The following is a 24,896-nucleotide window of genomic DNA, read 5'->3' on the forward strand; positions in this document are numbered from 1 at the left end:
AGCTGTATTTGATAGATAGCTATCGCGGGCTTGCCCGCGAAGCGATCTAAAGCCTTACACCAACTCCGCCGCCAACGCCGCTTTCACGCTTGGCCGCTGATCAACCCGCGCCTGAAACCGGGCCAACGCCGGCCAATCATCCAGATCAATCGCAAACAGCCGAGCCCAACGCAACACCGTAAACAGATACGCATCGGCAATGCTGAACCCGCCGGGCATCAAGTAATCCTGCCGCTCCAGCGTCCGGCTCAACACGGCAAAGCGCTTGAACAGTTTCTCTTTGATGAGCGCCTTCACCTCGTCCGCAAACTGCGGATTGAACAGCCAACCCAGCCCGCCATGAATCTCGGTCGAAACGAAGTTCAGCCATTCCTGTAACCGCACCCGCTCGAACGTTCCGCTCGCCGGTGCCAGGTTGGCCTCCGGGTGCAGATCCGCCAGGTACTGCAGGATCGCCGGGCCCTCGGTCAGCACATCGCCGTTATCCAGCTGCAATGCCGCGACGTAGCCTTTGGGGTTAATGGCGAGGAAGTCATCACCGGTGACGGTTTTCTTGCTGCTGTTGTCGACGCGGACCAACTCGAACGGCAGCTCCAGTTCGCGCAGCACGATGTGCGGCGCCAATGAGCAGGCTTGCGGGGCGTAATACAACTTCATGGGCAGGGCTCTGGTTGCGGATTTGCGCCAGTGTCATAGTGCGCGGCACCCTCGGTAAAATTAATCTTTCAGAAAACTGCCATTAGGAAAGCTACTGTCATGATGAACCTGATGCATTGGCGAATGGTGGTGGCGGTGGCCGATACCGGCAACATTACCCGCGCCGCTGAGCGGGTCGGCATGACTCAGTCCGGTGCCAGCCAGGCACTGGCCTTGATCGAAGAAACCCTGGGCGTTCAGCTGTTCAGCCGGGAAAACCGCCAGACCTTGCCGACCGCTATTGGCTTGCCGGTGATCGAACAGGCGCGAACCATGCTCGGTGCCCTGGAAAACATTCGCAGCACCGTCGACGCCGCTAAAGGCATCCAGCGCGGGACGATTCGTCTGGCCAGTTTCCCGATGGTGCTGACGACACTCCTGCCGCCGCTGTTGCGCCAGTTCAATCGGCTGTATCCCGGCATTCAAGTGGTGGCGCTGGAGGTCAGCGACAATGAAGTGGAAACATTGCTCAGTGATGGGCTGGTGGATGTCGGTGTGGCGTTGAACCCGGCACCCGCGCGCAATGCCGGACGTTTGGGGCGTGATGCCTGGGTGGCGGTTTTGCCCGGTGGCCATCCCTTGGCGCGTCGCTCGAATGAAGAGGGCGTCTCACTGGCGGAACTGGCGCAGCAACCCTTTGTGCTGGCCACGGGCGGGTGCTCGACCAATGCCCGCAGCCTGGCGGCTGATGCCGGGTTGCAACTGCTGGATGTGCGGGCCGAGGTGCGTGAGTGGAGCAGTGCGTTCACCTTGGTGCGGGAAAACATCGGCGTGACCGTGGTGCCGGAAATGACCCTGCCGACTCATCGCCAAGGCCTGCGGATAGTGCCGGTGACGCCACGCATCGACCGGGAGTTTGCCTTGGTGGTCGCGCCCGACAAAGAACCTTCGGCGGCGGTGCGGGCGCTGCTAAGGATGCTCGCAGAACATCAGTTATCGGCTGATTCGTCCGGGAACTGAAAAGGAGGGCGATCAACCCTTGCCGCCGAGCGGCAGAGGTCGACCGACCTCAGGCTACAGCGCAAGAACCACGTTGCCCGGATTCTGGAGACGCACCGTCAAGGAAACCCAATGGGAATGTCGAACTCCTGAAATGCATCGTCCACCGGCCTATAACCCAACACCCGGGTAGTTTCACTGAGGTCCAGGCGTTTGAAACGGTTATTGGAGATACCGTGGGCGATCAGGTGTTGCACACCTTCGACCTCCACAGAGAGTTGCAGCAACTGCACTGCATCACGAGGGCTGAGCCATGCACTCAGGTCGCGAGCGTTGGTCAATTCGTGACGGTCCGCAAACTCGAAAGCGCCGATGCGTATGGCAATGCTCGAGAGGTTGTGTTTGGCAGCGTAGAACGCACACAAGGCTTCGCCATAACACTTGCTGACGCCATACAGATTGGCCGGCATCACCTGCATGCCCGGTGTGATCTGCCGGTCCACCGGATAGCCCTCGATGGTCTGCGCGCTGCTGGCGAACACCAATCGTTTACAACCCGCAGCCACGGCGGCTTCGAACAGGTAAGTGGTGGCCAGAATATTGTTGGGCAGTAACTCATCGAAAGAGGCGGTGGCGTGAGGGATGCCGGCCAGATGCACAATGACGTCGATGCCTTTGAGCACTTCGCTTATGGCGGTGAGGTCGGACAGGTCCAGGCGTACAAAGCGATGCGGTGCTTCGACATTGAAGTCGGGCTCGATGCGATCCGTCAGCACGAAGGTGTAGCGGTCCTGCGAAGCTTCAAAAAAGGTTTTGCCGATTCTGCCGCAGGCGCCGGTCAGCAGTACGTTGAGTCCGTTCATGGGGTTCTCTTTTTATGGAAGGGCAGAGGGAGCGGGTTTGGCGTTATGGCACGCCGTTGCAGGCGTGTTCCATGAACCCCGGTCGCAGTGCCAGTCGTTGGCAATAGGCGTCGACGGCGGGATAGTCCGGGCGCTCCATCGGGGTCATCCGCCAGCGGTTGACCGACAAGCCGATGAGGATATCGGCCAGGGTGAACCGAGGTCCGGCGACATACGCACCGGTCGACGCGAGTTGCTGTTCGAGGATGCCCATTTTCGCGTTCCAGCCGCGAACGCCATCGGCGATCCGCTGCGAGTCCTGGAAGTTCGGCAATTGCCGCACCAGCGCAAAAAAGGCGTAGCCCCAGGACGGATTGAGTTCGGTGGCTTGCCAATCCATCCACTGTTCCACGCGAGCGCGCGCCGCCGGCTCGATGGGCAACAGATCGGTGTTTTGGTATTTGCCGGCCAGATAGCGGCAGATGGTGTTGGACTCCCACAGCACGCCGGCTTCGTCGATGAGCACCGGCACCTGTGCGTTTGGGTTGAGCTGGAGAAATTCCGGACTCTGGGTCGAGGCAAAACCGCTGCCCCAGTCTTCCCGTTCGTAGGAAACGCCCAGTTCGTCGCAGGCCCACAGGACCTTTCTGACGTTGATTGACGAGGCCCGACCCAAAATCTTCAGCGCATGTCCCATTGAGCTTCTCCGTTTGCTGTTACAGGTGCCGGGAATCTAGCACGAGCAAAGGGATGATTGCGTATCAGGTGCTCTCGCGCACCTTCAATTCAAACCCCATGTCCTGCACCGGTTTGGCCACCGAATTGCCGGCCATCAAGGTCAGCATCAACTCGGCCGAACGACGGCCAATGGCCTCTCGAGGCGTATTGATGCTACTCAGGCGCGGCACCATGTGTTCGGACATGGGCAGGTCGTTGAAGCCGAGGATCGCCACTTGTTCGGGGATCTTGATCCCGCAGCGCAAGGCTTCGAGCAGTGCGCCCTGGGCCAGGTCGTCGTTGCCGAAGAAGATCGCATCGAGGTCCGGATGCGCAGCCAGCAGTTGCAGGAACAGTTCGCCACCGAGGCCGACGGAGGAGGGGCGTGGGGTCAGCACTTCCAGGGCCGGATCATACAATCCGGCTTTTTGCAGCGCCCGGCGGAAACCTTCGCCCCGCAGCAACGTGCGCTGATCCAGTTGCGCTCCGATATAAGCCAGGCGTTTGCGACCACGGGAAAGCAAATGCTCGGCCGCCGTTTCGCCGGCGGCCAGTTGCGAAAAACCGACGCAATTGAGTCCCGCCGCACTGTCCAGTTCCATCATGTAGACGCAGGGAATGTTGCTGGCCTCGATCATCCGCCGCGAACTTTCGGTGCGGTCGAAACCGGTCAGCAGCAAGCCGCGCGGCTGATAAGCCATGTAGTTGCGCAGCAGGTTTTCTTCTTCATCGCGCGAGTAATGGAAGTTACCGATCAGCACTTCGAAGCCCTTTGGTCGCAAAACCTGATGAATGGCTTCCAGCGTGTCGATGAACAGCAGGTTGGATAATGACGGTACCAACACCACGACGGAATGGCTCTGGGCCGAGGCCAGCGCGCGTGCGGCGGGGTTGACCACATAGTTCAACTCGAGGGCAGCTTTCTGGACTTTTTCCACCAGTTCGGTGGCCACCGTGCTGACGCCACGCAGGGCGCGGGAGGCGGTAATCGGGCTGACACCGGCCAGGCGCGCGACTTCGTTGAGGGTAGGACGGCCAGTGGTTCGTGTATTTTTATCGTTTTTAGGGGTATTCATCGGACGGCTTGCCAAACAAAATTCAAGGCACTAAGGTAGCGCTGTCTCGATGCAGCTGCAAATGCGTGAGCGGGGTTTGCCTGATCCTCGCTTTTCGGCATCGAGAACGAACATGCTGCAACCCACAAAAATGACAAGAAGGCGTCGGCAACATCTGCTTTTGCACTAGAGTTTTACGTAGCAAAGGTAGCGCTGTCTGCGCGCTGAGGTGTTACATGAATCATCCCATCACCGCCCTGGTCATCATGGGCGTTGCCGGTTGCGGCAAGACGTGCGTCAGCCAGGCCCTGTGCCAACTCAGCGGCGCGACCGCCATTGAAGGCGACACTTTCCACCCTGCCGCCAATATCGAAAAGATGAGCGCGGGTATCCCCCTGAACGACGAAGACCGTGCCGGCTGGCTCGACAGCCTGTGCGATGAACTGCGCCGCGTCGATGCCCGTGGCGAGCGCCCGGTGCTGACCTGTTCGGCCCTCAAACACAGTTACCGCGAACGCTTGCGCAGTGCCTTGCCGGGCCTGGGCTTTGTGTTCCTTGAGTTGACCCCTGAAGTCGCCGCCGATCGTGTCTCCCATCGGCCGGGCCACTTCATGCCGTCGACCCTGATCGACAGCCAGTTCGCCACCCTTGAATCGCCCGTTGGTGAGCCCCTGACCCTGGCTCTGGATGCTTCAAGTTACAGCGTCGACGAATTGGCCGCTCAGGCCCACCGCTGGTGGCTCGATCACGGCTTGAAACTCGCCAGTTGAGTTTTGCTGCAAAAGATAGCGCTGTCCTGACGGCTTCTGATTAATCGCTTTAATAACAACAACAAACAGGAGACACCCCCCATGTTTGGCATGTCCCACGAGTCGTTTCTGCTGCTCGATGCAGTGGTCACGGTGATCGGCTTGATTGTCCTGATCACCAAGTTCAAGTTTCACCCGTTCATTGCATTGATCATCGCCGCCGCGTTCCTCGGGCTGACCTCCGGCATGCCGATCGGCACCATCATCAAGGCGTTCCAGGATGGTTTCGGCGGCGTTCTCGGTTTCGTCGGGATCATTCTGGCGCTGGGCACCATGCTCGGCAAAATGATGGCCGAGTCCGGCGGGGCGGATCAGATCGCCCAGACCCTGATTCGGGCCTTCGGCAAGGATAAGGTGCAGTGGGCCATGATGTTCGCGGCCTTCCTGGTCGGCATCCCGCTGTTCTTCGAAATCGGCTTCGTGCTGCTGATCCCGCTGGTGTTCATCGTCGCCCGTCGTACCGGTGTGTCGATCATCAAGATCGGTATCCCGCTGCTGGCCGGTCTGTCCGCCGTGCACGGTCTGGTTCCTCCGCACCCGGGGCCGTTGCTGGCGATCGGCGTGTTCGGTGCCGACATCGGTAAAACCATTCTCTATGGCCTGATCGTTGCGCTGCCAACGGCCATCATCGCCGGTCCGATCTTCGGTACGTTCATTGCCAAGCACATTCCCGGTCATCCGAACCAGGAGCTGGTGGATCAACTGGTGCGCGATGAGGATGCAGGCGATCTGCCGAGCTTCGGCATTACCTTGGTCACCGTGCTGTCGCCTGTGTTCCTGATGCTGCTCAAGACCTTTGCCGATGTGGCGCTGCCGGACGGCAACTTCTTCCGCACTTTCATGGACCTGATCGGTCACCCGATCTCGGCGCTGCTGCTGGCGTTGCTGCTGTCGCTGTACACCTTCGGCTACAAGCAGGGCATCGGTTCGCAACAGATGCTCAAATGGCTGGATTCGAGCCTTGCGCCGACTGCCGCGATCATCCTGATCATCGGTGCCGGTGGTGGCTTCAAGCAGATGCTGGTGACTAGCGGTGTGGGTGATGTGATCGGTCACATGGCGGTGGCGGCTCAGATCTCGCCGATCCTGCTGGCCTGGCTGGTAGCCGCGGTGATTCGCATCGCAACCGGTTCGGCAACCGTGGCGACCATCACTGGCGCCGGCATCGTGGTGCCGGTAGTGGGGATGATTCCGGGCGTGAACCGTGAGCTGCTGGTGCTGGCCACCGGTGCCGGTTCGTTGATCCTGTCCCACGTCAACGACGCCGGTTTCTGGCTGGTGAAGCAGTACTTCAACATGACCGTGGCGGAAACCTTCAAGACCTGGACCGCGATGGAAACCATCTTGTCCGTGGTAGGCCTGGGCTTTATCCTGCTGCTGTCGTTGTTCGTCTGACACAAACGGCCAACACAAAAAAACCGCAGCGATGCGGTTTTTTTGTGGGCGACTTCTACGGGGGGTTATTTGGTGACTAACCCATCCGCCCGGAACATCCCGCGAATTCCGCGTACGGCCTGACGAATCCGGTCCTGGTTTTCGATCAGCGCGAAGCGCACATGATCGTCCCCGTACTCACCAAACCCGACACCCGGCGAGACGCAAACCTTGGCCTCGGCCAGCAGTTTCTTGGCGAATTCCAGCGAGCCCAGGTGTGCATAAGCCTCGGGAATCTTGGCCCAGACATACATCGACGCCTTCGGGTTCTCGACCATCCAGCCCAATTCATGCAAGCCTTTGACCAGCACGTTGCGACGCTGGCGATACTGTTCGGCAATGTCGCGCACGCATTGCTGATCGCCTTCCAGCGCCGCGATGGCCGCGACCTGCAGCGGGGTGAAGGTGCCGTAGTCGTGGTAGCTCTTGATCCGCGCCAGAGCGTTGACCAGCTCCGGGTTACCGACCATGAAGCCGATGCGCCAGCCAGCCATGTTGTAACTCTTGGACAGGGTGAAAAACTCCACCGCGATGTCCTTGGCGCCGGGCACTTGCATGATCGACGGGGCTTTCCAGCCGTCGTAGACGATGTCGGCGTAGGCCAGGTCGTGCACCACCAGAACGTCGTACTGTTTGGCGAGGGCGATCACCCGCTCGAAGAAGTCCAGCTCCACGCACTGGGCGGTGGGGTTGGACGGAAAGCCCAGGATCATCATTTTCGGTTTCGGGATCGAACCGCGAATCGCCCGTTCCAGCTCGGCGAAGAAATCCACGCCAGGGATCAGCGGCACCGACCGCACCTGGGCACCGGCAATCACCGCACCGTAGATGTGAATCGGGTAGCTCGGGTTCGGCACCAGCACGGTGTCGCCCTGGTCGAGGGTGGCCAGCATCAAATGCGCCAGGCCTTCCTTGGAACCGATGGTGACGATGGCTTCGTTTTCCGGGTCGATATCAACCTGGTAGCGATCCTTGTACCAATTGGAAATCGCCCGACGCAGGCGCGGAATCCCTTTGGACGTGGAGTAGCCGTGGGTGTCTTCGCGCTGGGCGACGGTGACCAGTTTTTCGACGATGTGCGGCGGCGTGGCGCCGTCGGGGTTGCCCATGCTCAAGTCGATGATGTCTTCGCCACGACGACGGGCGGCCATCTTCAGCTCGGCAGTGATGTTGAAAACGTAAGGGGGGAGTCGATCTATGCGCGCAAAGCGGCGCGGCGAACCTTGTTCGGCCATTGTTGCCTCGAATAACGTAAGCGCCCGGAACCGTCCGAGCGACGCTGGCCACTGCGGTGGCCTGTGGCGGAATGTAAGGGCAGGTATGGCAAACTGTCCAGCCTCTACGTAAACAAATTTTCCGAAGGAAACGGGTTGATGGAATTTACCAGTGGCTTCCTGCTCAGCCTTTCGCTGTGCCTGGACATCGGCGTGGCCAATATCGCGATGATCACGCTGGCGATGCAGCGCGGCTATTTCCAGGGCTTTGCCCTGGGGCTGGGGACTTGCGTCGGCGACCTGATTTACGCAGTGCTGGCACTGGCCGGCATGACCGTATTGCTGCAGTACGAAACCGTGCGTTGGGTGTTGTGGATCGGCGGGTCGGCGTTGCTGCTGTACTTCGCGGCGAAGATGATTCATTCGGCGATCTACCACAGTGCCGTGTTGGCCGAGACCGCCGACGTTGGCCACAACTCCCATCGCAAAGAGTTCTTGCGGGGGATTTTCCTCGCCATGTCGTCGCCCAGTGCGATTCTCTGGTTCGCCGCGGTGGGCGGCACCCTGATTGCCCGTTCCGGTGGCGGCGGCACCCTCAGCTCGGCGTTGTTTCTCGGTGGATTTCTCTGTGCGGGAATTCTCTGGTGCGTCACGCTGTGCTTTGCGGCGAGCCATGGCGGCAAGCTGCTCGGAGACAAACTGCTGCGTTATTCCTACATGGCATCGGCCGCGATCTTCTGCTATTTCGCGGTGTACGTGATTCTTTCGGGTTACAACGAGTTTATCGGTGCGCCCACCGCCGGGCAGCTTCCGGGGCTCTGACTGGGCGAATCGGGTTTGGCCTCTATACTCCCAGCCGAACCCACTTTTTACGTTCCCAGGAGTCGAGTCATGGATGAGCAAATACGCGATGATCAGGTTGAGCAACGCTTCGAACACGGGCACTTCATGCTCATAGCGGGGCTTGGCGGACGATTTACCCAAGAGACGGCCGGCAAGATTCCCAAGCTCTGGGATAAATTCGTTCCCCACATCGGCAATGTTCCCGGGCAAAAGGGCGAAGTGACCTACGGCGTTTGCTGCAACCCGGATGGCAAGGGCGGTTTCGAATACATCGCCGGTGTCGAGATCAGCAAGCTCGACGACCTGCCCGAGAAATACCGCTGGGTCGAGATTCAGCCCCAGTATTACGCGGTTTTCGAGCACAAGGGCTCGCTGGATACCTTGCCCCAGACCTTTCAGTACATCTGGAACACCTGGTTGCCGCAGTCCGGTCACGAGGCAGCGGATGCCCCGGAGTTCGAACGCTACAGCGAAGACTTCAACCCGAAGCTCAATACCGGCGTGCTGGAAATCTGGCTGCCGATCAAGTCCTGATCACATTTGCAGAGGCGGCTCAACCGGCCGCCTCTGCATGTCCTGCGGGCACTATTTTCCCTTGTTCACCCGTCGCGCCCGCAACAGGTCGATCGCCAAAGAAACGAAGCCGAACGTGCTGATGCCCAACAGCATAAGAAGACCGATTTGGACGCTGCTCATGGTGTATTCCCCTCATGGTGACTAGAGACAGGCAACACAAATAGCCCCGGGAGACGCGCAATGAAAGTGCCTATACGAAGGCTTTACGGCACTCGTCGTGATCGATATGAACACCTTATTAATTTATGATCCCAGCCTTTCCCCCGCCGATTCCGAGCTGCCATGAACACCGTCATCTGCCACGTCATTCCCGCTGACCTGGACCGCTGCTACGCCATCGAAACCGTTGCCTACGAAGGCGACGAAGCCGCCACCCGCGAGAAAATCGCCACCCGCATCGCCACATGGCCCGAGGGCTTCATCGTCGCCGAAGTGGATGGCGTTGTGGCCGGTTTCGTCAATTCCGGTGCGGCGTTCGAGGTGGAAATGTCGGACGAGGCGTTCAAGGAACTGATCGGCCACGACGCGGCCGGCCCGCATGTGGTGATCATGTCGGTGGTGGTGCATCCGGATTATCAGGGGCAAGGCCTGGCAAAACGCTTGATGGGTGAATTCATCCAGCGCATGCGCGCATTGAACAAGGCCAGCATCCATTTGATGTGCAAAGAGCGGCACATTGCGCTGTATGCCGGGTTTGGGTTTGTCTACATCAAGCCTTCGGCGTCCGACCATGGCGGGATGGCGTGGCATGAGATGATTCTGGACCTTTGATTGATCGTTCCCAAAGCGTGGGAACGATCATCAACGGTGTTATCAGTAGAGGCTGTCTCGTACCCTGGCCGGTGCTTCCCGGTCATACGTCTCGGCATCGAACTGCCCATCGTTCAGCCGTTTGTGAAACGCCCCTGCCGTCGGCAGGGCAGAGCGGTCGAGGTAGCGCTCGGGGTTCCACAAATCCGAACGAACAATCGCTTTCGAACAATGGAAATACGCCGCTTCCACCGTCACCAGCATTACCGTGCGCGCCGGTTTGCCATTGACAGCAAAACTCTCCAGCAATGCCGGTTCGGCGCTGATCTGCGCCGTGCCGTTGACCCGCAGCGTCTCGCCGATCCCCGGAATGATGAACAGCAGCGATACCCGCGAGTCGAGCACGACATTGCGCAGCGTGTCGATGCGGTTGTTGCCGGGGCGATCCGGGATCGCCAGCGTGCGCTCATCGATGATCCGCACAAAACCCGGCGTATCGCCGCGCGGTGAGCCGTCCATGCCGTCGGGGCCGACCGAGCTGATAATCACCAGCGGCGAGGCGCGGACCATCGCCTGATAGTCCTCGTTCAAAAACGGGATCTGCTTGCGCACCGCGCGCTCATGGGGCAGGCCGTAGATCGCTTCCAGCGCTTCGATTGAATTCAACATTCGTTCATCCCTCCATGAATCAGAAAACCAGTCCCATCCGTCGTTCGTAACCGATCCGGCCTTTGTACGCTTCGCCGCTGTCGACAAAACCGTATTTGGCATACAGCGCGATGGCCGATTCATTGTCGGCATCCACCGACAACTCCAGCCCTTTGATCTCCGGCCAGGCCTGGCGCGCAACCTCGGGCAGGGCTTGCAGGCAGGCCTTGCCGTAACCTTTGCCCTGGGCACGGTGATCGACTTGCAGGGCGTGCAGGGTGGCGCTGTGTTCGTCGGCCCAGGCCGGCAGCACCGGCGGGCGCTTGAGCAGCAGGAAGGCCACTGGAACCTCTTCGGCCAGCAGGGCAAAGCCTTTGACGCCTGGGCCCGGTTTGGACAGCAAGGTGTGCAATGCACCGTGGATGTCACCGGAGAATCTGATTTGTTCGGCGTGGATTTCGATGGCCTCGACCTGTTGGCGCTGCAAGGCGTTCAGGCTTTCGTAAGGCACGAGTCGGGCTGTCACTGGAGTGTCCTTTTTCCAACACAAATGAGGCTCGGATTCTAGCGAGTTTGCCTCCATGGATTATTTTTATTTCGGTTGTCGATTTGGCTTTTTGCCAGACGACTAAAGGTGTCTTCAACAAAAAACACGGAGAACCCTCATGAACGCTCAGACACAAATCCATAACCTGATCGAGAACTACCGTCAGGCGGTCATCGCCAAGGACGTGGAAAAGGTCATGGCCCTGTACGCCGACGACATCGTCTCCTTCGATGCCGTCAAAGCCCTGCAATTCAAGGGCAAGGCGGCCTACCGTGCGCATTGGCAGGAATGCATGGAGATGTGCCCCGGCCCGCATATTTTCGAGTTCCATGAAATCAACGTCGTGCCATCGCAGGAGATCGCTTTCGCTCACTGGCTGGCGCATTGCGGCGGCACCAATGAAAAGGGTGAAACCCAGGCTTGCTGGATGCGCGTCACCGCGTGCTATCGGCAGGAAGCAGGGCTCTGGCAGATCGTCCACGAACACTGGTCGGCTCCGTTCGACATGACCAGCGGCGCGGCGCTGTTCAACCTGGAACCCTGATGGTCGGGCTGTTTATCGGAAAGCAGCGCCAAAGCGCCAATCGACAGCCATAGTTGATCAGTTCGGTCACGGCAAAGCCGCCTGAAATGGAGAGTCCCATGAAGTATTTATGCCTGGTCTACAGCAACGAGCACGAATTGCACTCGATGCCCGAAAGCCCCAACGACGCCGAGTGCATGGCCTATGCCGAGTCGATCCAGGGCAGCGGCCGGATGATCGCCGCCGAAGCGCTGGAGTCGGTGCAGACCGCGACCACCGTGCGCATGCGCAACGGCAAAATGTCGATCACCGACGGCCCGTTCGCTGAAACCAAGGAGCAGTTGGCCGGCTTCTACCTGATCGATGCCAAAGACCTCAATGAAGCCCTCCAGGTCGCCGGTAACATTCCGGCGGCCCGGGTCGGCTGCGTCGAGGTGCGGCCCGTTCGCCAGTTGAATGTCTGAATAACTATCACAACAGGAGTTCTTTTATGAGTGTGCGAACCGTCCAGCGAAAAATGGCCCCAGGCATGCCGGACTGATGCCGGGCGAATCGGTACGGGCGCAAGTCGAGCAGGTTTACCGCGACGAGTCGCGGCGAATCCTGGCGACCCTGATCCGCTTGCTCGGCGATTTCGACCTCGCCGAAGAAGCGCTGCACGAGGCGTTCTTCGTCGCGGTCGAGCGCTGGCAGCGCGACGGTGTGCCGGACAATCCGCGCACCTGGCTGGTGTCCACCGGCCGTTTCAAGGCCATTGATGTGTTGCGCCGGCGCGCGCGTTTTAACGCGTCCCGGCCGTTGTTGATCGCTCAACTGGAGGCGCTGGAGCAGGCCGACTGGAGTGACGAAGACGTGGAAGACGATCGCCTGCGCCTGATCTTCACCTGTTGTCACCCGGCGCTGGCGGCGGACGCTCAAGTGCCGCTGACCCTGCGCGAAGTCTGCGACCTGACCACGGAAGAAATCGCCCGGGCATTCCTCTCGGCACCGGCCACCATCGCCCAGCGCATCGTGCGCGCCAAGGCCAAGATCCGTGACGCGAAAATCCCATACCAAGTGCCCACCCTGACGGAACTGCCCGAGCGACTCGACAGCGTGTTGCGGGTGATTTACCTGGTGTTCAACGAAGGGTATTCGGCGTCCATCGGCAACGAACTGATCCGTGAAGACCTGACGCGCGAAGCGATTCGTCTCGGTCGGTTGTTGATGGAGCTGTTGCCTGAACCGGAGGTGATGGGGCTGCTGGCGCTGATGCTGTTGCATGAGTCCCGGCGTCCGGCCAGGACCTCCGCGAGCGGTGAGCTGATTGTGCTGGATGAACAGGATCGCTCGTTGTGGAACGCCGAGCTGATTGCCGAAGGCTGCGCCTTGATTGAGCGGGCGCTGACGACACGGCGCTTCGGACCTTATTGCCTGCAAGCAGCGATTGCCGCGGTGCATGCCGAAGCGCCCTCGGCGGCAGAGACGGACTGGGCGCAGATTGTCGGTCTGTACGACGTGCTGCTGCGGGCGGTGCCGTCGCCGGTGATCGAACTGAACCGCGCGGCGGCGCTGTCCAGGCGTGATGGCCCGCAGGCCGGGCTGACGTTGATCGAAGGGATTCTGGCCCGGGGCGAGTTGCTGGATTACCACCTGGCGCATTCGGCACGGGCAGAGTTTTGCCGGCAGTTGGGAAGGGTGGAAGAGGCGCGAGCGGCGTATCAGCGGGCGCTGGAATTGACACAGCAGGTGCCGGAGCGGCGGTTTATCGAGGGACGGCTCCGGGCGTTGGAGTGATGTGATTTCAATGGCCCCATCGCGGGCAAGCCACGCTCCCACAGTCGAATCGCAAAGGTGTGATCGCCTCAATCCTGTGGGAGCGTGGCTTGCCCGCGATAAGGTCCGCAGGACCTTCATTCCAGCATCTTGCCCAATAACCAACTCCCCGCCGGCCCCGGCGGGTGCAAACGCGACCACAGCGCATCGACGTACACCGGTTTCGGCCAGCCGCGCACTTTCAATTCCACCAACGAACCAGCCCCGAACCGCCCCACCAGCCATCGCGGCAACGGTGCCCAGCCGAACCCGCCCTGAGCCATTTCCAGCAGCATCAGGTAACTCGGCGCCGACCAGACCCGCCCCTTCGCGCGGCTTTCATACGGATTGACGATCGTCGCCAGACGCAGTTCGCGGTGCTGTTGCAGCACGTCCTGATCGATGTCGTTCAGCGTCGCCAATGGGTGCGTGTGGGACACGAACAGGGCGATTTCCGTGCGCTCGTCCACCGTCGAACTGACCAGGTCCGGCGGGTAGCTGTCCTGCATTTCAGCGAAGGCGACGTGCGCGCGGCCGCGTTGTACCAGTGCTACCAGGTCATCGCATTCGGCGATCAGGCATTCAAGTTCCAGGTCTGGATACCGCTGCTCGAAAGCACTGAGCGCCGCTTCGAAACGGTCGGACTGGTAAGTGTCGGAAATCGCCACGGTCAACTTTGGCTCGATGCCTTGGGACAATTGGCTGGCGGTCATTTCCAGACGGCTGGTGGCGGCCAGAATCTCCTCGGCCCGTTGCAGCATGACGTGCCCGGCCGGAGTCAGGCTCGGCTTGCGACTGCTGCGGTCGAAGAGGACAAGGTTCAGGTCGATTTCCAGGCTCGCCACGGCGGCGCTGATGGTCGACTGACTGCGCCCGAGCTTGCGCGCCGCGGCGGAAAACGAGCCTTGGGTCGCGGCCTCTACAAACGCCAGCAACACTTCGTGGGAAGCCATGAACTATCGCCTTGATCGATGGTTATTGGTTATGAAGTATCGGTGTGATGGCAGATCATGGCAACCACAGTCACTCAGGGAGTCTGGCCATGAACGCTAACAAATCCATCACTGAACGAATTCTCCAGGCCATCGGTTTCGAACTGCTGGCGATACTGATCTGTACTCCGCTGCTGGCCTGGGTCATGGACAAACCCATGCTGGAAATGGGCGTGGCAACCATGGCGATTGCAGCCCTTGCCCTGGCCTGGAACGTGGTCTTCAACGGCTTGTTCGACCGCGTGCTCAAACGCTTCGCCATTGTGCGTAACGCCTGGGTGCGCGTGGTGCATGCGCTGTTGTTCGAAGGCGGGCTGGTGGCATTTGGGGTGCCGTTGATTGCCTGGTGGCTGAAGATCAGCCTGTGGCAGGCGTTCCTGCTGGATATCGGCGTGCTGCTGTTTTTCCTGCCGTACACCTACGTGTACCACTGGGGCTACGACGTGGTGCGTGAGCGGTGGGTGATGGCTCGTGCAGTTCGCTAATGAGAGGGCTCCTTTGTGGCGAGGGAGCTTGCTCTCACAGGGGATCTTTATTACCCACAGTCCGGTGTGCCGACTAGAACAGCTTAGTGAACAACCAGTACAAACTGCCCGACAGCACAATCGCCGCCGGCAAGGTCAGCACCCAGGCCATCAGCAGGTTGCGGATGGTCTTCATCTGCAAGCCGCCACCGTTGGCGACCATGGTTCCGGCCACGCCTGAAGACAACACATGAGTGGTCGATACCGGCAGGCCGAACATGTCGGCGGCGCCGATGGTCAGCATCGCCACGGTTTCTGCCGATGCGCCCTGCGCATAGGTCAGGTGTGTCTTGCCGATTTTCTCGCCGACCGTCACCACGATGCGTTTCCAGCCGACCATGGTGCCCAGTCCCAGGGCGATGGCCACCGCGATCTTCACCCACAGCGGAATGAACCGCGTGGCGTTGTCGATCTGTTGCTTGAACAACTGCAGCTTGCCGGTGGTGTCGGTGTCGAAGTTTCCGACCTTGTTCTTGTCCATCAGGCGAATGGTTTCGCTGGTCAGGTACATATCGTTGCGCACGTTGCCCATCGCTTCGGCCGGGACTTTCGACAGCGAGCCGTAACCCTTCACTTCGTTACCGATCTGGCCCGCCAACGCGGCGAGGGCGGGGATCAGTTGCGGGGTGGCTTCCTTGTTGCGCATGTAGTCGGTCAGCACCGGGCGTGGATCGGTGGGCATCGGCAGTGGTGTGTTTCTCATCAGGGCTTGCTGGGTGACTTCGGCCACCGCGGCGAATTGCAAGGCCTGATCCGCCGGCATGGTGCGGTTCAATGCATACGCCATCGGCAGCGTGCCCACCAGAATCAGCATGATCAGGCCCATGCCTTTCTGGCCGTCGTTGGAGCCGTGGGCGAACGACACGCCGGTGCAGGTCAGAATCAACATGCCGCGAATCCACCACGGTGGCGGGGTATTACCCTTCGGCGCCTTGTACAGTGCGCGATTTTTGACGAAGACACGCAACGCCAGCAGCAACAACGCGGCAAAGGCGAAGCCGATCAGCGGCGACAGTAGCAACGCGTAACCGACCTTGGTCGCTTGGGCCCAGTCCACGCCACTGGTGCCGTCGCGGCCGTGCATCAAGGCATTGGCCACGCCGACGCCGATGATCGAACCGATCAGGGTGTGCGACGAAGAGGCCGGCAAGCCCAGCCACCAGGTGCCGAGGTTCCACAGGATCGCGGCGATCAACAGGGCGAAGATCATCGCGAAACCGGCGGAGGAGCCGACCTGCAGAATCAGCTCCACCGGCAGCAGGGCGATGATGCCGAACGCCACCGCGCCGCTGGACAGCAACACCCCCAGAAAGTTGAAGAACCCGGACCAGGCCACGGCGAAATTCGGCGGCAAGGAGTGGGTGTAAATCACCGTCGCCACGGCGTTGGCGGTGTCGTGAAAACCGTTGACGAACTCAAAGCCCAAAGCAATCAGCAGCGCGACACCCAACAGCAGAAACGGCGTCCAGGTGGTGACCACCGTGCCGAGTTCGCTCATGTCGTGCATCAGGCTGTAGGCGGTGAACAACAGCCCGCTGCCCAGCACGGCAAAGAACATCACGAAGGTGAGCAGGCCGGGTTTTTTATCGAACTGCGGCCTGGCGCCGCTGGCAGGAGCCTGTGTAGCGGCGGTGAAAGAAGGCGTAGCCATGCCGGACAATCCTGAGCAGAGAAGGAGTATCGGCCATGATCGTTGCTAAATATTACAGTGAGGCTGCGCTGGGTCAGTGTTTGGTTTTTTTGTGGGGCTAGAAGTTAATGCAGGCAAATATCTGTGGCGAGGGGGCTTGCCCCCGTTCGGCTGCGAAGCAGTCGTAAAACCAGAGAATGCGGTTTGAATGAATAAACCCGATAAGGGCCGCTGCGCAGCCCAACGGGGGCAAGCCCCCTCGCCACAGGATTGGGATAAGGCCTTGGTACTTTGCTTAATAATCGCGCCGCTTGCGAAACGCCCAACGCCCGGCAATCAGGGTAAACGTCGCGACCAGCGCCACCAGAATCCAGAACCCCTCCGGATCACCGGCAAGCGGCACCCCGCCGACGTTCATGCCGAAGAAACCGGCGATGATGTTGATCGGCAGCGCCAACACCGTGACCACGGTCAGGGTGAACAGCGTGCGGTTGCTCTGCTCGTTGAGGTTGGCGGCGATTTCTTCCTGCAACAGCTTGATCCGCTCACCGAGCGCCGTAAGGTCATTGATGATCAGCGCAAACTCCTCGGTGGACTTGCGCAGCTCCTTGACGTCCTCCTTTTGCAACCATTGCGGCGGGCGATTGAGCAGGCGCAGCAACGAGCCCGGCTCCAGCGCCAGCAGCCGTTGCAGGCGCACCAGCACCCGGCGGTTGGCGCCCAGTTCGGCACGGTTGGTGGACAGGCGCGACGACAGCAATTCATCTTCGATCTGATCGACACTGAGGCTGGTCTTGCGCACGATCTGCGTCAGCACTTCGCCCTGATCGCGCAGCAAATGCACCAGCAATTCCAGCGGTGAGCGAAAGCATTCACCGGCCTTCACCGAAGAGCGCAGCTTGTCCACCGAGTGCAGCGGTTGCAGGCGCGCGCTGATGATCAGCCGACTGCGGGCGCAGACCCACAGCGTCGAGACATCCGAGGAAACCATGCTGCTGAGGTTGAACACCACATCGTTGACCACCGCCAGCAACGCCGAATCGACATGCTCGATGCGCGTCGAACGCGACCCTTCATGCAAGGCTTCGAAAAACTCGTCGGGCAATTCCAGATGGCTTTTCATCCAGCGCTCGCACGCCGCATGGGCCAGGTTCAGGTGCAGCCAGAGAAACTCGTCACTGTCGTCCGGTTGTTGCAGGCAGTGCAGTGCCTTGGCCGAATCGATCTCTCGACCGCGCTCGCCGGGGCGAAAACTGAAACCGTAAAGCAGGCCGAACAAGTCGGAATCGCGATGGCGTTGGTCAATGCTGTGGTTCATGAAGTCTCGCTGCGAGGAGGCGCCTGTCGCGGGTTTCACAGGTTCACTTGAGCCCCATCATTGCAAGCGCTCATGACGGTTTTGTGATGGCGAGGTGTACGCAAACGATTGCGATACCGATGGTCGGATTCTCCTCAAGAACCGCTCTGGAACGCCGATCACGCTTGAGTTACGTTTGCGCGCCTTCGGCCAAGGGCCAATGTGGCAGACAGGGATGTCCGGATACTTTTCACGCCTTCATCAGCGTGCCTCATTCCTGTTTCGAGTACTTCCCGATGTCTTTGCAAAAGTCCCTTCGAGCACAAATTCTCGCCCTGTTGAGTGGCAGCCTGTTGGCGATGTTGTTGATCGCTTTGGCCTGCTTTCACTTTCTGTCCAACGGCGTTCAGAGCTACGCGAATCTGATTGAAGGCCCGTTGCACACTTCGCAATTGATCGATGAAGCCAACCTGCAATTCAAGGTGCAGGTTCAGGAGTGGAAAAACGTCCTGCTGCGCGGCAAGCAACCCGCGGACCTGGACAAATACTGGAAGCAGTTCGAGGAGGGTCAGCGCAATGTGCAGGGTATCCTCGGTGAACTGGCCGGGCAGAAGGGTATGGAGCCGCAACTCAAGACCCGCATCGAACGCCTGCGTGAGGAGCATCGTGTATTAGGTGCGGCGTATCAGAAGGGCCGTGATGCCTACGTGGCGGCCGGTGCCGACCCAGCGGCGGGCGACAATGCGGTCAAGGGCGTGGACCGCGCTGCCAGCGAGCAGATGAATGAACTGGTCAGTGAACTGCGCAAGCAGAGTGTCGAACAATCGAAATTGATCAGTGACAGTGCCGATCAGACGGTGTTGTCGGGGCTCGTGGTGATGCTGCTGTCGGGCCTACTGATTGGCCTGTTGAGTCTGTGGCTGGTCAACCGCAATCTGGTGGAGCCGATCCGCAAACTGATCGACTACGTGGCGCAACTCAGTCAGGGCCGGTTCGCCGAACGCGTGGCCAGCACCCGTCAGGACGAGTTGGGCAACCTGGCCAGGGCCGCCAACACCTTGCGCGATTTCCTCGCCGAAACCTTCAGTCGTTTGCAGCGCAGCGCGTCGGACCTGGACAGCGCCAGCGGTGAGCTGAACTCGATTGCCGGCCTTATGGCCAGCGGCACTAACGAGCAGTTCAATCGCACCGATCAGGTGGCCACGGCGATGAACGAAATGTCCGCCACCGCGCAAGAAGTCGCGCGCCACGCCGCCGAAGCGGCACGTGCGGCCGACGATGCCGATCAGTCCGCCCAGCAAGGCGAGAAGGTCATGCAGGGCACCATTCACACCATCACCCAAATGCGTGGCGAAATCGCCAACACCGCCACGGTCATCCGTCGTCTGGAAGAAGACAGCGGGCGCATCGGCAAGGTGCTGGAAGTGATTCGCGGCATCGCCGAACAAACCAACCTGCTGGCGCTCAACGCGGCAATCGAAGCGGCCCGTGCCGGTGAAGCCGGGCGTGGTTTTGCGGTGGTCGCCGATGAAGTACGCAGCCTGGCCCAGCGCACGGCGGCGTCGATCATCGAGATCAACCAGATCATTCAAACCGTGCAAACCGGTGCGGTGGATGCGGCCCAGGCCATCGAAAGCGGCCAGTCGCGCAGCGAGCAAAGCGTCGAGCAAGTGACCCAGGCCGGCGCCATGCTCGAGCGGATCACCCATGCCGTGGAAGCCATTCGCGACATGAACCGCCAGATCGCCACCGCCGCAGAAGAACAGACTTCAGTGGCCGAAGACATCTCGCGCAACCTCACCGAAATTACCAGCATCGCCAGCACCAACCTGGACAACGTGCAGCGCACCGAAGCGGCCAGCCACAACCTGCATGGGCTGTCAGGGCAATTGAATGAGGTGACGGCGCGGTTGAGCGCCTAGTGAAATGGGCTGTGTACCGAATCGGTTACCGAGTCGGTACACAGTCGCTCTCAAGTTCGTGCCGCGCCTGACGATGACGGAAGTTACCCAAACTGCATATTGGATAACGCCCATGGTCAGCATCAGCTCCGTTTCAATCAACCAGACCCTGTCGACCTCTTCAAGCCAGGTTTCGATCAGCGACAGCACCGAAGACAGCACCGTCGCGGCATCCACCGAGACCTCCAGTGACACCACCAAGGCTGCCGCTGGCGGCGCAGCCGCGTCGAGCGAAAGCAGTTCCAGCAGCAGTGAGTCCGATACGGTGAAAGAACTGCGCAAGCAGCTCGCCGAACTGCAAAAGCAATTGCAGGAGCAACAGCAGCAACTGCAAGCGGCGCAGGCCAAGCAGCAAAGCAGCGAAGCCAAGGCCGCGGAAGTCGCAGCGGCTCAATCGCAAATTGCGGCCACGTCGGCTTCGATGCAGACGGTGACGGCGGCGTTGTTGCAGGCGTTGCAGGATGAGGGTGGCAGTACGTCGGGTTCGGTGGTCAGCACCACCGCTTAAGTCCTGGGGGGCAAGCTGAAGGTAAACGTCGTGCCCTGCGGCTCGGTCGATTCCACCTCCAGTTTGCCGCCATGGGACTGTGCAATCTGACTGGCGATGTACAACCCCAACCCGAGGCCGGCCTGCGGTGTTCCACCGGTCGGTCGCGAGTAGGGCTGGAACAGGTGCGGCAGTGCATCTTCGGCAATCAGCCCCTGGTTTTTCACGCTCAACACGAAGTGCCCGTTCTTGACCTGCGCACTGACCTCGACCGCGCCGTCGGGATCTCCGTGGACAACGGCATTCGCCAGCAGGTTGGACAGCAACTGCGCGACCCGTTCGCGATCGCAGTGAATGTCGCTCAGGTCGCCAATCGACGACTGAATAATGCGCTTGGGGTGAATGCTCTGGATCTCGGCGATCACATGCCGCAGCACATCCCCCAAATCCGGGCACGGCTCGATATTCACCGGGATGCCGCGACCCAATGACCCGCGCGCGAAGTCCAGTACGTCGTCGACCAGTTTGGTCGCACGCCGGGCGCTGGTGAGGATATGTCGCGCCCGTTGCTCATTCGCTGGGTCTTTGACTTTGCGCAGGAGCATTTCGGCACCGGCGCTGATGGCGAACAAGGGGTTGCGCAGATCATGACCGAGCACGGCGATGAACTGCTCGCGCAGCTCAGTGGTTTTGCGTTCCTTGATCGACGCCGCTTCGGTCCGTTGCAGGTTTTCTTCGGTTTCGATCTGCAGCGCCAGCATCCGGGCGAACGATTCCATGGTGCTCCGGATCGTGCTGGACTTGAGCGGCGCAGGATCAGGATCGAGAGCGCAGAGGGTGCCGAAGAAGCGTCCATCGGTGCGAAGTATCGGCACGGCGATGTAGCTTTCGAAGGGATGATCGCGGCTGAGCGGGTCTTCACTGACCTTGTCGATGACCACCGACTGTTGGCCCCGGCGAATTTCGTCGCTCAGCGTGGAGACCAGCTGCAGTTCATCGCCCACTTGCACGCCGTAATCCAGTCGATCGAGCACCGCGCAGGCGATCCAGGTGTTTTCGATGACGCGGGCCACCGCCGCGAACCGCAAACCGGTCAACTCACCTATCACCTGAAGAACTGCTGGCACCGCGCTGATCCGGCTGATCGTGGCGATGTCTGCTGCCGCTGTTTGCCCCATATCCGTGGTTCTCTGCTTCAACATGCTGAGTGGTGTTGAGGGATTCTAGCGGGCCTGCGCAAAAGGGCGCGACTTCGTTCATCACTGCAGCGATTTGCCTTACGCCGAACGCAAAAAAGCCGCACGACCCGAAGGTCGTGCGGCTTTTTGTAGTTGAATCACTTGTCTTGTTTGTTGCTCAGGACCTTGCCAGTCGCGGCATCGAAGTCCACGTCCCATTCGGTGTTGTCAGCCAGACGCAGTTCCACTTCATATTCGTAACCGTTGAAGTGGTTATCCAGGTCGGTATCGGTAATCGTGGCGCCCGGGTGCAACTTCAGCGCGGCCTGGTTCATTTCTTCCAGGGGTTTGATCTTGCCGCTTTTGACCAACTCGGGGATCTGGTCGACGCGAACGTCAGCCTGGGCCAGGCCAGCGGTGAGAGTCAGGGCAGCGGCGGTGAACAGGGCAGTTAAGGTTTTCATCAAGTTCTTTCCTTGGAGGAGCTGTTTAAGTGGGATCAGGTTAAACAGCACAACTTAATTCACCCTTAAAAAAACAATCGCGGGCAACCACGCTCTCACAGGTTTTGCGCAGACCTTGTGGGAGCGTGGCTTGCCCGCGATGGGGACGACGCGGTGCAGTGCCTGGCGCCAATCAGTACCCGTTGTTCTGCAACAACTGCGCAACACTCGCCGCCGCCGGGCGCTTGTAGAACTTCAGCAGTTCGCTGGCGCGATTGGTGAAGATGCCGTCGACACCGGCATCCGTCACTTTCTGATAATCCACGGCATCGTCGATGGTGTAGACGTGCACCAGCATGCCCTGATCGTGGGTGAACTGGTTCATCCACGGTTTCACCAGGTCCGAATAGCTCTGATCGCCGCCCTTGGTCAGCGCGGCAGAAGGCCCGGTGCCGATAGCGCCCTGGGACTTGGCGTACTCGACCCATTGCTGGAATTCGGCTTTGTCTTTCGGTTCCTGTTTGGCGTAGTAAGTCGCTTTGTCCTTGTCTCCGGACTCAGCAAACGTCACTTTGGATTTCGGCTCGATGCTGCCTTCGCCGACCCACAACAGCAGGATTTTCGGCACTTGCGGCATCTCCTTCTCGAGCAGTTCGAGGCTGCTCTTCTCGAAGGTTTGCAGCACGACTTTGCCTTTCCCCTGGCCGACCGCCAGATTACTTTTTGCCAGTTTGGAACCCGTCGGGCTCAGCCAGCCACGGTCCTGCAATTTATCCTTGAGATCGCGCTCGATGCCGGGAAACTGCTTTGGCTCTTTGGTTTCGATGTACAGGCCAGGCTTGTGCAGCGGATTGCCTTGGGCGATGTCGATGATTTCGTCCAGGGTCAGGATCTTCAGACCCACGTAGCCCGGACGGGCGCGATCCGGGTACGCCGTATTGAACCAGCTGCCGGCATCCAGGGTTTTCAGTTCGGCGATGGTGAATTCGTTGGCCGGGCTGTCCTTGCGCTCAGGGAATTTGGTAGCGACGTCGGTGGTGCGTTGCAGGTTGTTGTCGTGCAGGGCGAACAGCACACCATCCTTGCTGCGTTGCAGGTCCATTTCCAGGTAGTCGGCGCCCAGGTCGCGAGCCAGTTTGTAGGCTGCGGCGGTGGATTCTGGTGCATCGAAAGAGGCGCCACGGTGGGCGATCACCGCCGGGTGCGGAATGCCCAGGCGGGTTGCCAGTGCGCTGGGGCTTGGCTCGCTGGTGGCCTGTGCCTGGCCGAGGCCGAGCATCAGGCTCAGCAGCAGGGCGCTTTTAGTGAAGGAGACAGGCATGCTCGAAGTCCTTTTGCGATGAGTGTTCAAAGACGTATCTTTTAACAACTGAGCGCCGCTTGTGCTATCACCAGACCGACATAAACGTGTTTAAAGAAGATTTCTTCGACGCTTTTGTGCGGCTCTTTGCAGTAATCTTCACACCTGCAGTTTCCCCGGCAGAGGGAAACCCGTTCACTTGCCCTGCGTGTAAACCATCGATCACCGGTCCTTAGCGACCTTTTGTGAGGTTTACCATGCGCATCACTTCCCAGCTCATTTGCCAGGCCGCCGACCAACTCAAAGGCTTCGTCGGTCTTAATCGCAAAACCGGCCAGTACATCGTGCGCTTCAGTGAAGACGCTTTCGGCATGGACGTAGCCGACGACGGCATCATCCCTACCAGTGAGTTCGTCTGGGCACCCGGCCCCGAGCAGACCATGACGCTCAAGCGCGAACTGATTCAGTTGCTGCTGGACCAGAACATCGACGACCGGATCAACATCACCGAGCCGTTGCGGGTGTACATGAATCGACAGGACGTGCCGCAGATTACGGCGGTGAGGAGTTTGGTGCGGGGGTGAGGGTTTTGTGGTGGCTGTTCTGGCGTCTTCGCGGGCAAGCCCGCGAAGACGGTCTCCAGAATCACCGGGTCATTCACTGATTGAACGCATAGGCCCGCTCAACCTTGCACACCCGCGTATGACACGCCGAATACCAGGTCGATCGCCCGCGCTCACGAATCGCGCTGTGTTCGGGATGATGCTTCCAGGCCAGGATCGCCGCTTCGCTGGCCCAGTAGGACACCGTAATCCCGAGCCCATCCGCGCCCCGGGCCGATTCCACGCCCAGGAAGCCGGGTTGCTCACGGGCCAGCTCCACCATGCGTTCGGCGGCCTGTTCGTAACCGTGATCGCCTTCGGTGCGCAGCGAGGTGAAAATCACTGCGTAGTAAGGTGCTGCAGGTGTCTGGGCGATCATGATTTTTGCCTCACACAGGCCTCGATCAACGCCTTGACCAATGGCGGCAGCAGGCCTTTAAGCGCGGCCCGTTCCGGCTGAAACAGCGTTGCGACAAAGAATGGATGATCCTGCAGCTCCAATGCCCGCAGATCCCCCGCCGAATCGTGGCCAACCGCGTGCAACTGTCGCGTCAGCAGCTGCCGTTCAAACTCGGGATTCACACCGTAACGGCAGCGATAGCCTTCACGAATCTCCGCATTTTCGTACGCCTTGGCGATCAACGAGCCTTCAACCAAATGAATGCTGTCGACGGCTTCCACCAGCGCACAGGTCAGCGGCGTGAGTAACGCCCGCGTCGAGTCGGGCGATGTCTCGCCGTGTTCGGCATCTTCCCAGCCCAATACGTTGCGGGCGAATTCCAGCACCGCATGCTGAAAACCGCCGCACGTGCCGAGGAACGGTCGCTGCTGCTCGCGGGCAAAGCGGATCGCCCGTAACGCGCCATCCATGTCGCGATAAGGGCTGGCGGGTACGCACCAGAAACCATCGAACTCATCCAGTGGCGTATCGGCGGTGATGTGGTCGGTGGCCAGCCATTGAAACTGAACGTTCTGGCCAGTGTGTTCGGCGGCCATGCCGAGGGCGACGGGGATGGCTTGGTGGGCGGTGACCTGTGGATCGTAGTCACCGATCAGGGCAATGCGGATGGCGTTGGTTTCCATGAGTGATCTCGA

28 protein-coding genes are annotated in these 24,896 nt (G+C 60.0%); 13 read left to right on the forward strand and 15 right to left on the reverse strand.

Translation table 11 applies throughout. The annotated features are described in order from the left end of the window. Window positions 1–54: 54 nt before the first annotated feature. Window positions 55–657: a glutathione transferase GstA gene (gstA, locus tag AC1RL4_RS09920; RefSeq protein WP_019581448.1), complete on the reverse strand. Its 603-nt coding sequence runs from the start codon at window positions 655–657 to the stop codon at window positions 55–57. 99 nt (window positions 658–756) lie between these two features. On the opposite strand from gstA, the gene AC1RL4_RS09925 reads away from it, so the two are divergent. Beyond that, window positions 757–1,656, forward strand: coding sequence for a LysR family transcriptional regulator (locus tag AC1RL4_RS09925; RefSeq protein ID WP_019581447.1), 900 nt, complete (start codon window positions 757–759; stop codon window positions 1,654–1,656). Window positions 1,657–1,754: 98 nt separating this feature from the next. On the opposite strand, the gene AC1RL4_RS09930 is transcribed toward AC1RL4_RS09925, so the two are convergent. The 3 genes from AC1RL4_RS09930 to gntR form a co-directional block, all read right to left on the reverse strand. Further along, window positions 1,755–2,498 (reverse strand): NAD-dependent epimerase/dehydratase family protein, encoded by a 744-nt coding sequence (locus AC1RL4_RS09930; RefSeq protein WP_018926442.1) that lies wholly within the window; start codon window positions 2,496–2,498, stop codon window positions 1,755–1,757. Between the two features lie 43 nt (window positions 2,499–2,541). Further along, complete coding sequence (locus AC1RL4_RS09935; RefSeq protein WP_028939399.1) at window positions 2,542–3,174, reverse strand: glutathione S-transferase family protein; 633 nt, start codon at window positions 3,172–3,174, stop codon at window positions 2,542–2,544. Between the two features lie 64 nt (window positions 3,175–3,238). After that, window positions 3,239–4,270, reverse strand: a complete 1,032-nt coding sequence (gene gntR, locus AC1RL4_RS09940; protein ID WP_019581446.1) for an HTH-type transcriptional regulator GntR — start codon at window positions 4,268–4,270, stop codon at window positions 3,239–3,241. Window positions 4,271–4,485: 215 nt separating this feature from the next. On the opposite strand from gntR, the gene AC1RL4_RS09945 reads away from it, so the two are divergent. Beyond that, the gene (locus AC1RL4_RS09945; RefSeq protein ID WP_019581445.1) at window positions 4,486–5,019 is read left to right on the forward strand and encodes a gluconokinase; all 534 of its coding nucleotides are present in this window, start codon (window positions 4,486–4,488) and stop codon (window positions 5,017–5,019) included. Window positions 5,020–5,100: 81 nt separating this feature from the next. Next, complete coding sequence (locus tag AC1RL4_RS09950; RefSeq protein ID WP_019581444.1) at window positions 5,101–6,453, forward strand: GntP family permease; 1,353 nt, start codon at window positions 5,101–5,103, stop codon at window positions 6,451–6,453. Between the two features lie 65 nt (window positions 6,454–6,518). On the opposite strand, the gene alaC is transcribed toward AC1RL4_RS09950, so the two are convergent. Continuing rightward, window positions 6,519–7,727, reverse strand: a complete 1,209-nt coding sequence (alaC, locus tag AC1RL4_RS09955) for an alanine transaminase (RefSeq protein WP_007934798.1) — start codon at window positions 7,725–7,727, stop codon at window positions 6,519–6,521. Between the two features lie 138 nt (window positions 7,728–7,865). Between alaC and AC1RL4_RS09960 the strand changes: the two genes are divergently transcribed. The 3 genes from AC1RL4_RS09960 to AC1RL4_RS09970 all read left to right on the forward strand — a co-directional run bounded on the left by AC1RL4_RS09960 (window position 7,866) and on the right by AC1RL4_RS09970 (window position 9,896). Continuing rightward, window positions 7,866–8,528: a LysE family translocator gene (locus AC1RL4_RS09960; RefSeq protein WP_064616407.1), complete on the forward strand. Its 663-nt coding sequence runs from the start codon at window positions 7,866–7,868 to the stop codon at window positions 8,526–8,528. Between the two features lie 69 nt (window positions 8,529–8,597). Continuing rightward, window positions 8,598–9,083, forward strand: a complete 486-nt coding sequence (locus tag AC1RL4_RS09965) for a GyrI-like domain-containing protein (protein WP_064616409.1) — start codon at window positions 8,598–8,600, stop codon at window positions 9,081–9,083. 324 nt (window positions 9,084–9,407) lie between these two features. After that, the gene (locus tag AC1RL4_RS09970) at window positions 9,408–9,896 is read left to right on the forward strand and encodes a GNAT family N-acetyltransferase (RefSeq protein ID WP_493119591.1); all 489 of its coding nucleotides are present in this window, start codon (window positions 9,408–9,410) and stop codon (window positions 9,894–9,896) included. Between the two features lie 42 nt (window positions 9,897–9,938). Here AC1RL4_RS09970 and AC1RL4_RS09975 read toward each other — a convergent pair whose 3' ends face one another. Continuing rightward, window positions 9,939–10,544: a pyridoxamine 5'-phosphate oxidase family protein gene (locus AC1RL4_RS09975; protein WP_007934805.1), complete on the reverse strand. Its 606-nt coding sequence runs from the start codon at window positions 10,542–10,544 to the stop codon at window positions 9,939–9,941. A gap of 19 nt (window positions 10,545–10,563) precedes the next feature. After that, complete coding sequence (locus AC1RL4_RS09980; RefSeq protein WP_028939395.1) at window positions 10,564–11,049, reverse strand: GNAT family N-acetyltransferase; 486 nt, start codon at window positions 11,047–11,049, stop codon at window positions 10,564–10,566. Between the two features lie 139 nt (window positions 11,050–11,188). Here AC1RL4_RS09980 and AC1RL4_RS09985 point away from each other — a divergent pair, with 139 nt between their 5' ends. The 3 genes from AC1RL4_RS09985 to AC1RL4_RS09995 all read left to right on the forward strand — a co-directional run bounded on the left by AC1RL4_RS09985 (window position 11,189) and on the right by AC1RL4_RS09995 (window position 13,369). Next, window positions 11,189–11,614, forward strand: a complete 426-nt coding sequence (locus tag AC1RL4_RS09985) for a YybH family protein (RefSeq protein ID WP_018926431.1) — start codon at window positions 11,189–11,191, stop codon at window positions 11,612–11,614. Between the two features lie 98 nt (window positions 11,615–11,712). Further along, complete coding sequence (locus tag AC1RL4_RS09990; protein ID WP_018926430.1) at window positions 11,713–12,057, forward strand: YciI family protein; 345 nt, start codon at window positions 11,713–11,715, stop codon at window positions 12,055–12,057. Between the two features lie 76 nt (window positions 12,058–12,133). Beyond that, window positions 12,134–13,369 carry an RNA polymerase sigma factor gene (locus tag AC1RL4_RS09995; protein WP_018926429.1) on the forward strand — a complete coding sequence of 412 codons (1,236 nt, stop codon included), beginning with the start codon at window positions 12,134–12,136 and terminating at the stop codon, window positions 13,367–13,369. 116 nt (window positions 13,370–13,485) lie between these two features. On the opposite strand, the gene AC1RL4_RS10000 is transcribed toward AC1RL4_RS09995, so the two are convergent. Beyond that, complete coding sequence (locus AC1RL4_RS10000) at window positions 13,486–14,340, reverse strand: LysR family transcriptional regulator (RefSeq protein WP_028939393.1); 855 nt, start codon at window positions 14,338–14,340, stop codon at window positions 13,486–13,488. 89 nt (window positions 14,341–14,429) lie between these two features. Here AC1RL4_RS10000 and AC1RL4_RS10005 point away from each other — a divergent pair, with 89 nt between their 5' ends. Next, window positions 14,430–14,864, forward strand: a complete 435-nt coding sequence (locus AC1RL4_RS10005) for a multidrug/biocide efflux PACE transporter (RefSeq protein ID WP_096480953.1) — start codon at window positions 14,430–14,432, stop codon at window positions 14,862–14,864. A 73-nt stretch (window positions 14,865–14,937) separates the two neighbouring features. Here AC1RL4_RS10005 and AC1RL4_RS10010 read toward each other — a convergent pair whose 3' ends face one another. Together AC1RL4_RS10010 and AC1RL4_RS10015 are read right to left on the reverse strand one after the other, a co-directional pair. After that, window positions 14,938–16,554, reverse strand: a complete 1,617-nt coding sequence (locus AC1RL4_RS10010; RefSeq protein ID WP_019581437.1) for an inorganic phosphate transporter — start codon at window positions 16,552–16,554, stop codon at window positions 14,938–14,940. Window positions 16,555–16,828: 274 nt separating this feature from the next. Further along, complete coding sequence (locus AC1RL4_RS10015; protein WP_019581436.1) at window positions 16,829–17,851, reverse strand: transporter; 1,023 nt, start codon at window positions 17,849–17,851, stop codon at window positions 16,829–16,831. A gap of 275 nt (window positions 17,852–18,126) precedes the next feature. Here AC1RL4_RS10015 and AC1RL4_RS10020 point away from each other — a divergent pair, with 275 nt between their 5' ends. Continuing rightward, entirely contained in the window at window positions 18,127–19,752 is a 1,626-nt protein-coding gene (locus AC1RL4_RS10020; protein WP_096480952.1) for a methyl-accepting chemotaxis protein, read from the forward strand. A 112-nt stretch (window positions 19,753–19,864) separates the two neighbouring features. Beyond that, a complete protein-coding gene (locus AC1RL4_RS10025) occupies window positions 19,865–20,299 on the forward strand; it encodes a hypothetical protein (RefSeq protein ID WP_096480951.1) in 435 nt (144 codons plus the stop codon). On the opposite strand, the gene AC1RL4_RS10030 is transcribed toward AC1RL4_RS10025, so the two are convergent. From AC1RL4_RS10030 to AC1RL4_RS10040, 3 genes are all read right to left on the reverse strand, one after another. Further along, window positions 20,296–21,456 carry a GAF domain-containing sensor histidine kinase gene (locus AC1RL4_RS10030; protein WP_433785428.1) on the reverse strand — a complete coding sequence of 387 codons (1,161 nt, stop codon included), beginning with the start codon at window positions 21,454–21,456 and terminating at the stop codon, window positions 20,296–20,298. The genes AC1RL4_RS10025 and AC1RL4_RS10030 overlap by 4 nt on opposite strands. Before the next feature lie 158 nt (window positions 21,457–21,614). Then, window positions 21,615–21,920, reverse strand: coding sequence for a PepSY domain-containing protein (locus AC1RL4_RS10035; RefSeq protein ID WP_007934833.1), 306 nt, complete (start codon window positions 21,918–21,920; stop codon window positions 21,615–21,617). A 172-nt stretch (window positions 21,921–22,092) separates the two neighbouring features. Next, on the reverse strand, window positions 22,093–23,220 hold the full coding sequence (locus tag AC1RL4_RS10040; RefSeq protein ID WP_019581431.1) for a glycerophosphodiester phosphodiesterase: 1,128 nt from the start codon (window positions 23,218–23,220) through the stop codon (window positions 22,093–22,095). Between the two features lie 236 nt (window positions 23,221–23,456). Between AC1RL4_RS10040 and AC1RL4_RS10045 the strand changes: the two genes are divergently transcribed. Continuing rightward, window positions 23,457–23,783, forward strand: a complete 327-nt coding sequence (locus tag AC1RL4_RS10045) for a DUF2025 family protein (RefSeq protein ID WP_019581430.1) — start codon at window positions 23,457–23,459, stop codon at window positions 23,781–23,783. Window positions 23,784–23,856: 73 nt separating this feature from the next. On the opposite strand, the gene AC1RL4_RS10050 is transcribed toward AC1RL4_RS10045, so the two are convergent. Together AC1RL4_RS10050 and AC1RL4_RS10055 are read right to left on the reverse strand one after the other, a co-directional pair. Beyond that, the gene (locus AC1RL4_RS10050; protein WP_007934839.1) at window positions 23,857–24,180 is read right to left on the reverse strand and encodes an antibiotic biosynthesis monooxygenase family protein; all 324 of its coding nucleotides are present in this window, start codon (window positions 24,178–24,180) and stop codon (window positions 23,857–23,859) included. Next, window positions 24,177–24,884 carry a CTP synthase C-terminal region-related (seleno)protein gene (locus AC1RL4_RS10055; protein ID WP_493119592.1) on the reverse strand — a complete coding sequence of 236 codons (708 nt, stop codon included), beginning with the start codon at window positions 24,882–24,884 and terminating at the stop codon, window positions 24,177–24,179. The genes AC1RL4_RS10050 and AC1RL4_RS10055 overlap by 4 nt, the downstream gene beginning before the upstream one ends. Between the last annotated feature and the right edge of the window lie 12 nt (window positions 24,885–24,896).

This window comes from Pseudomonas sp. GW822-FHT07A10, from assembly GCF_058798795.1.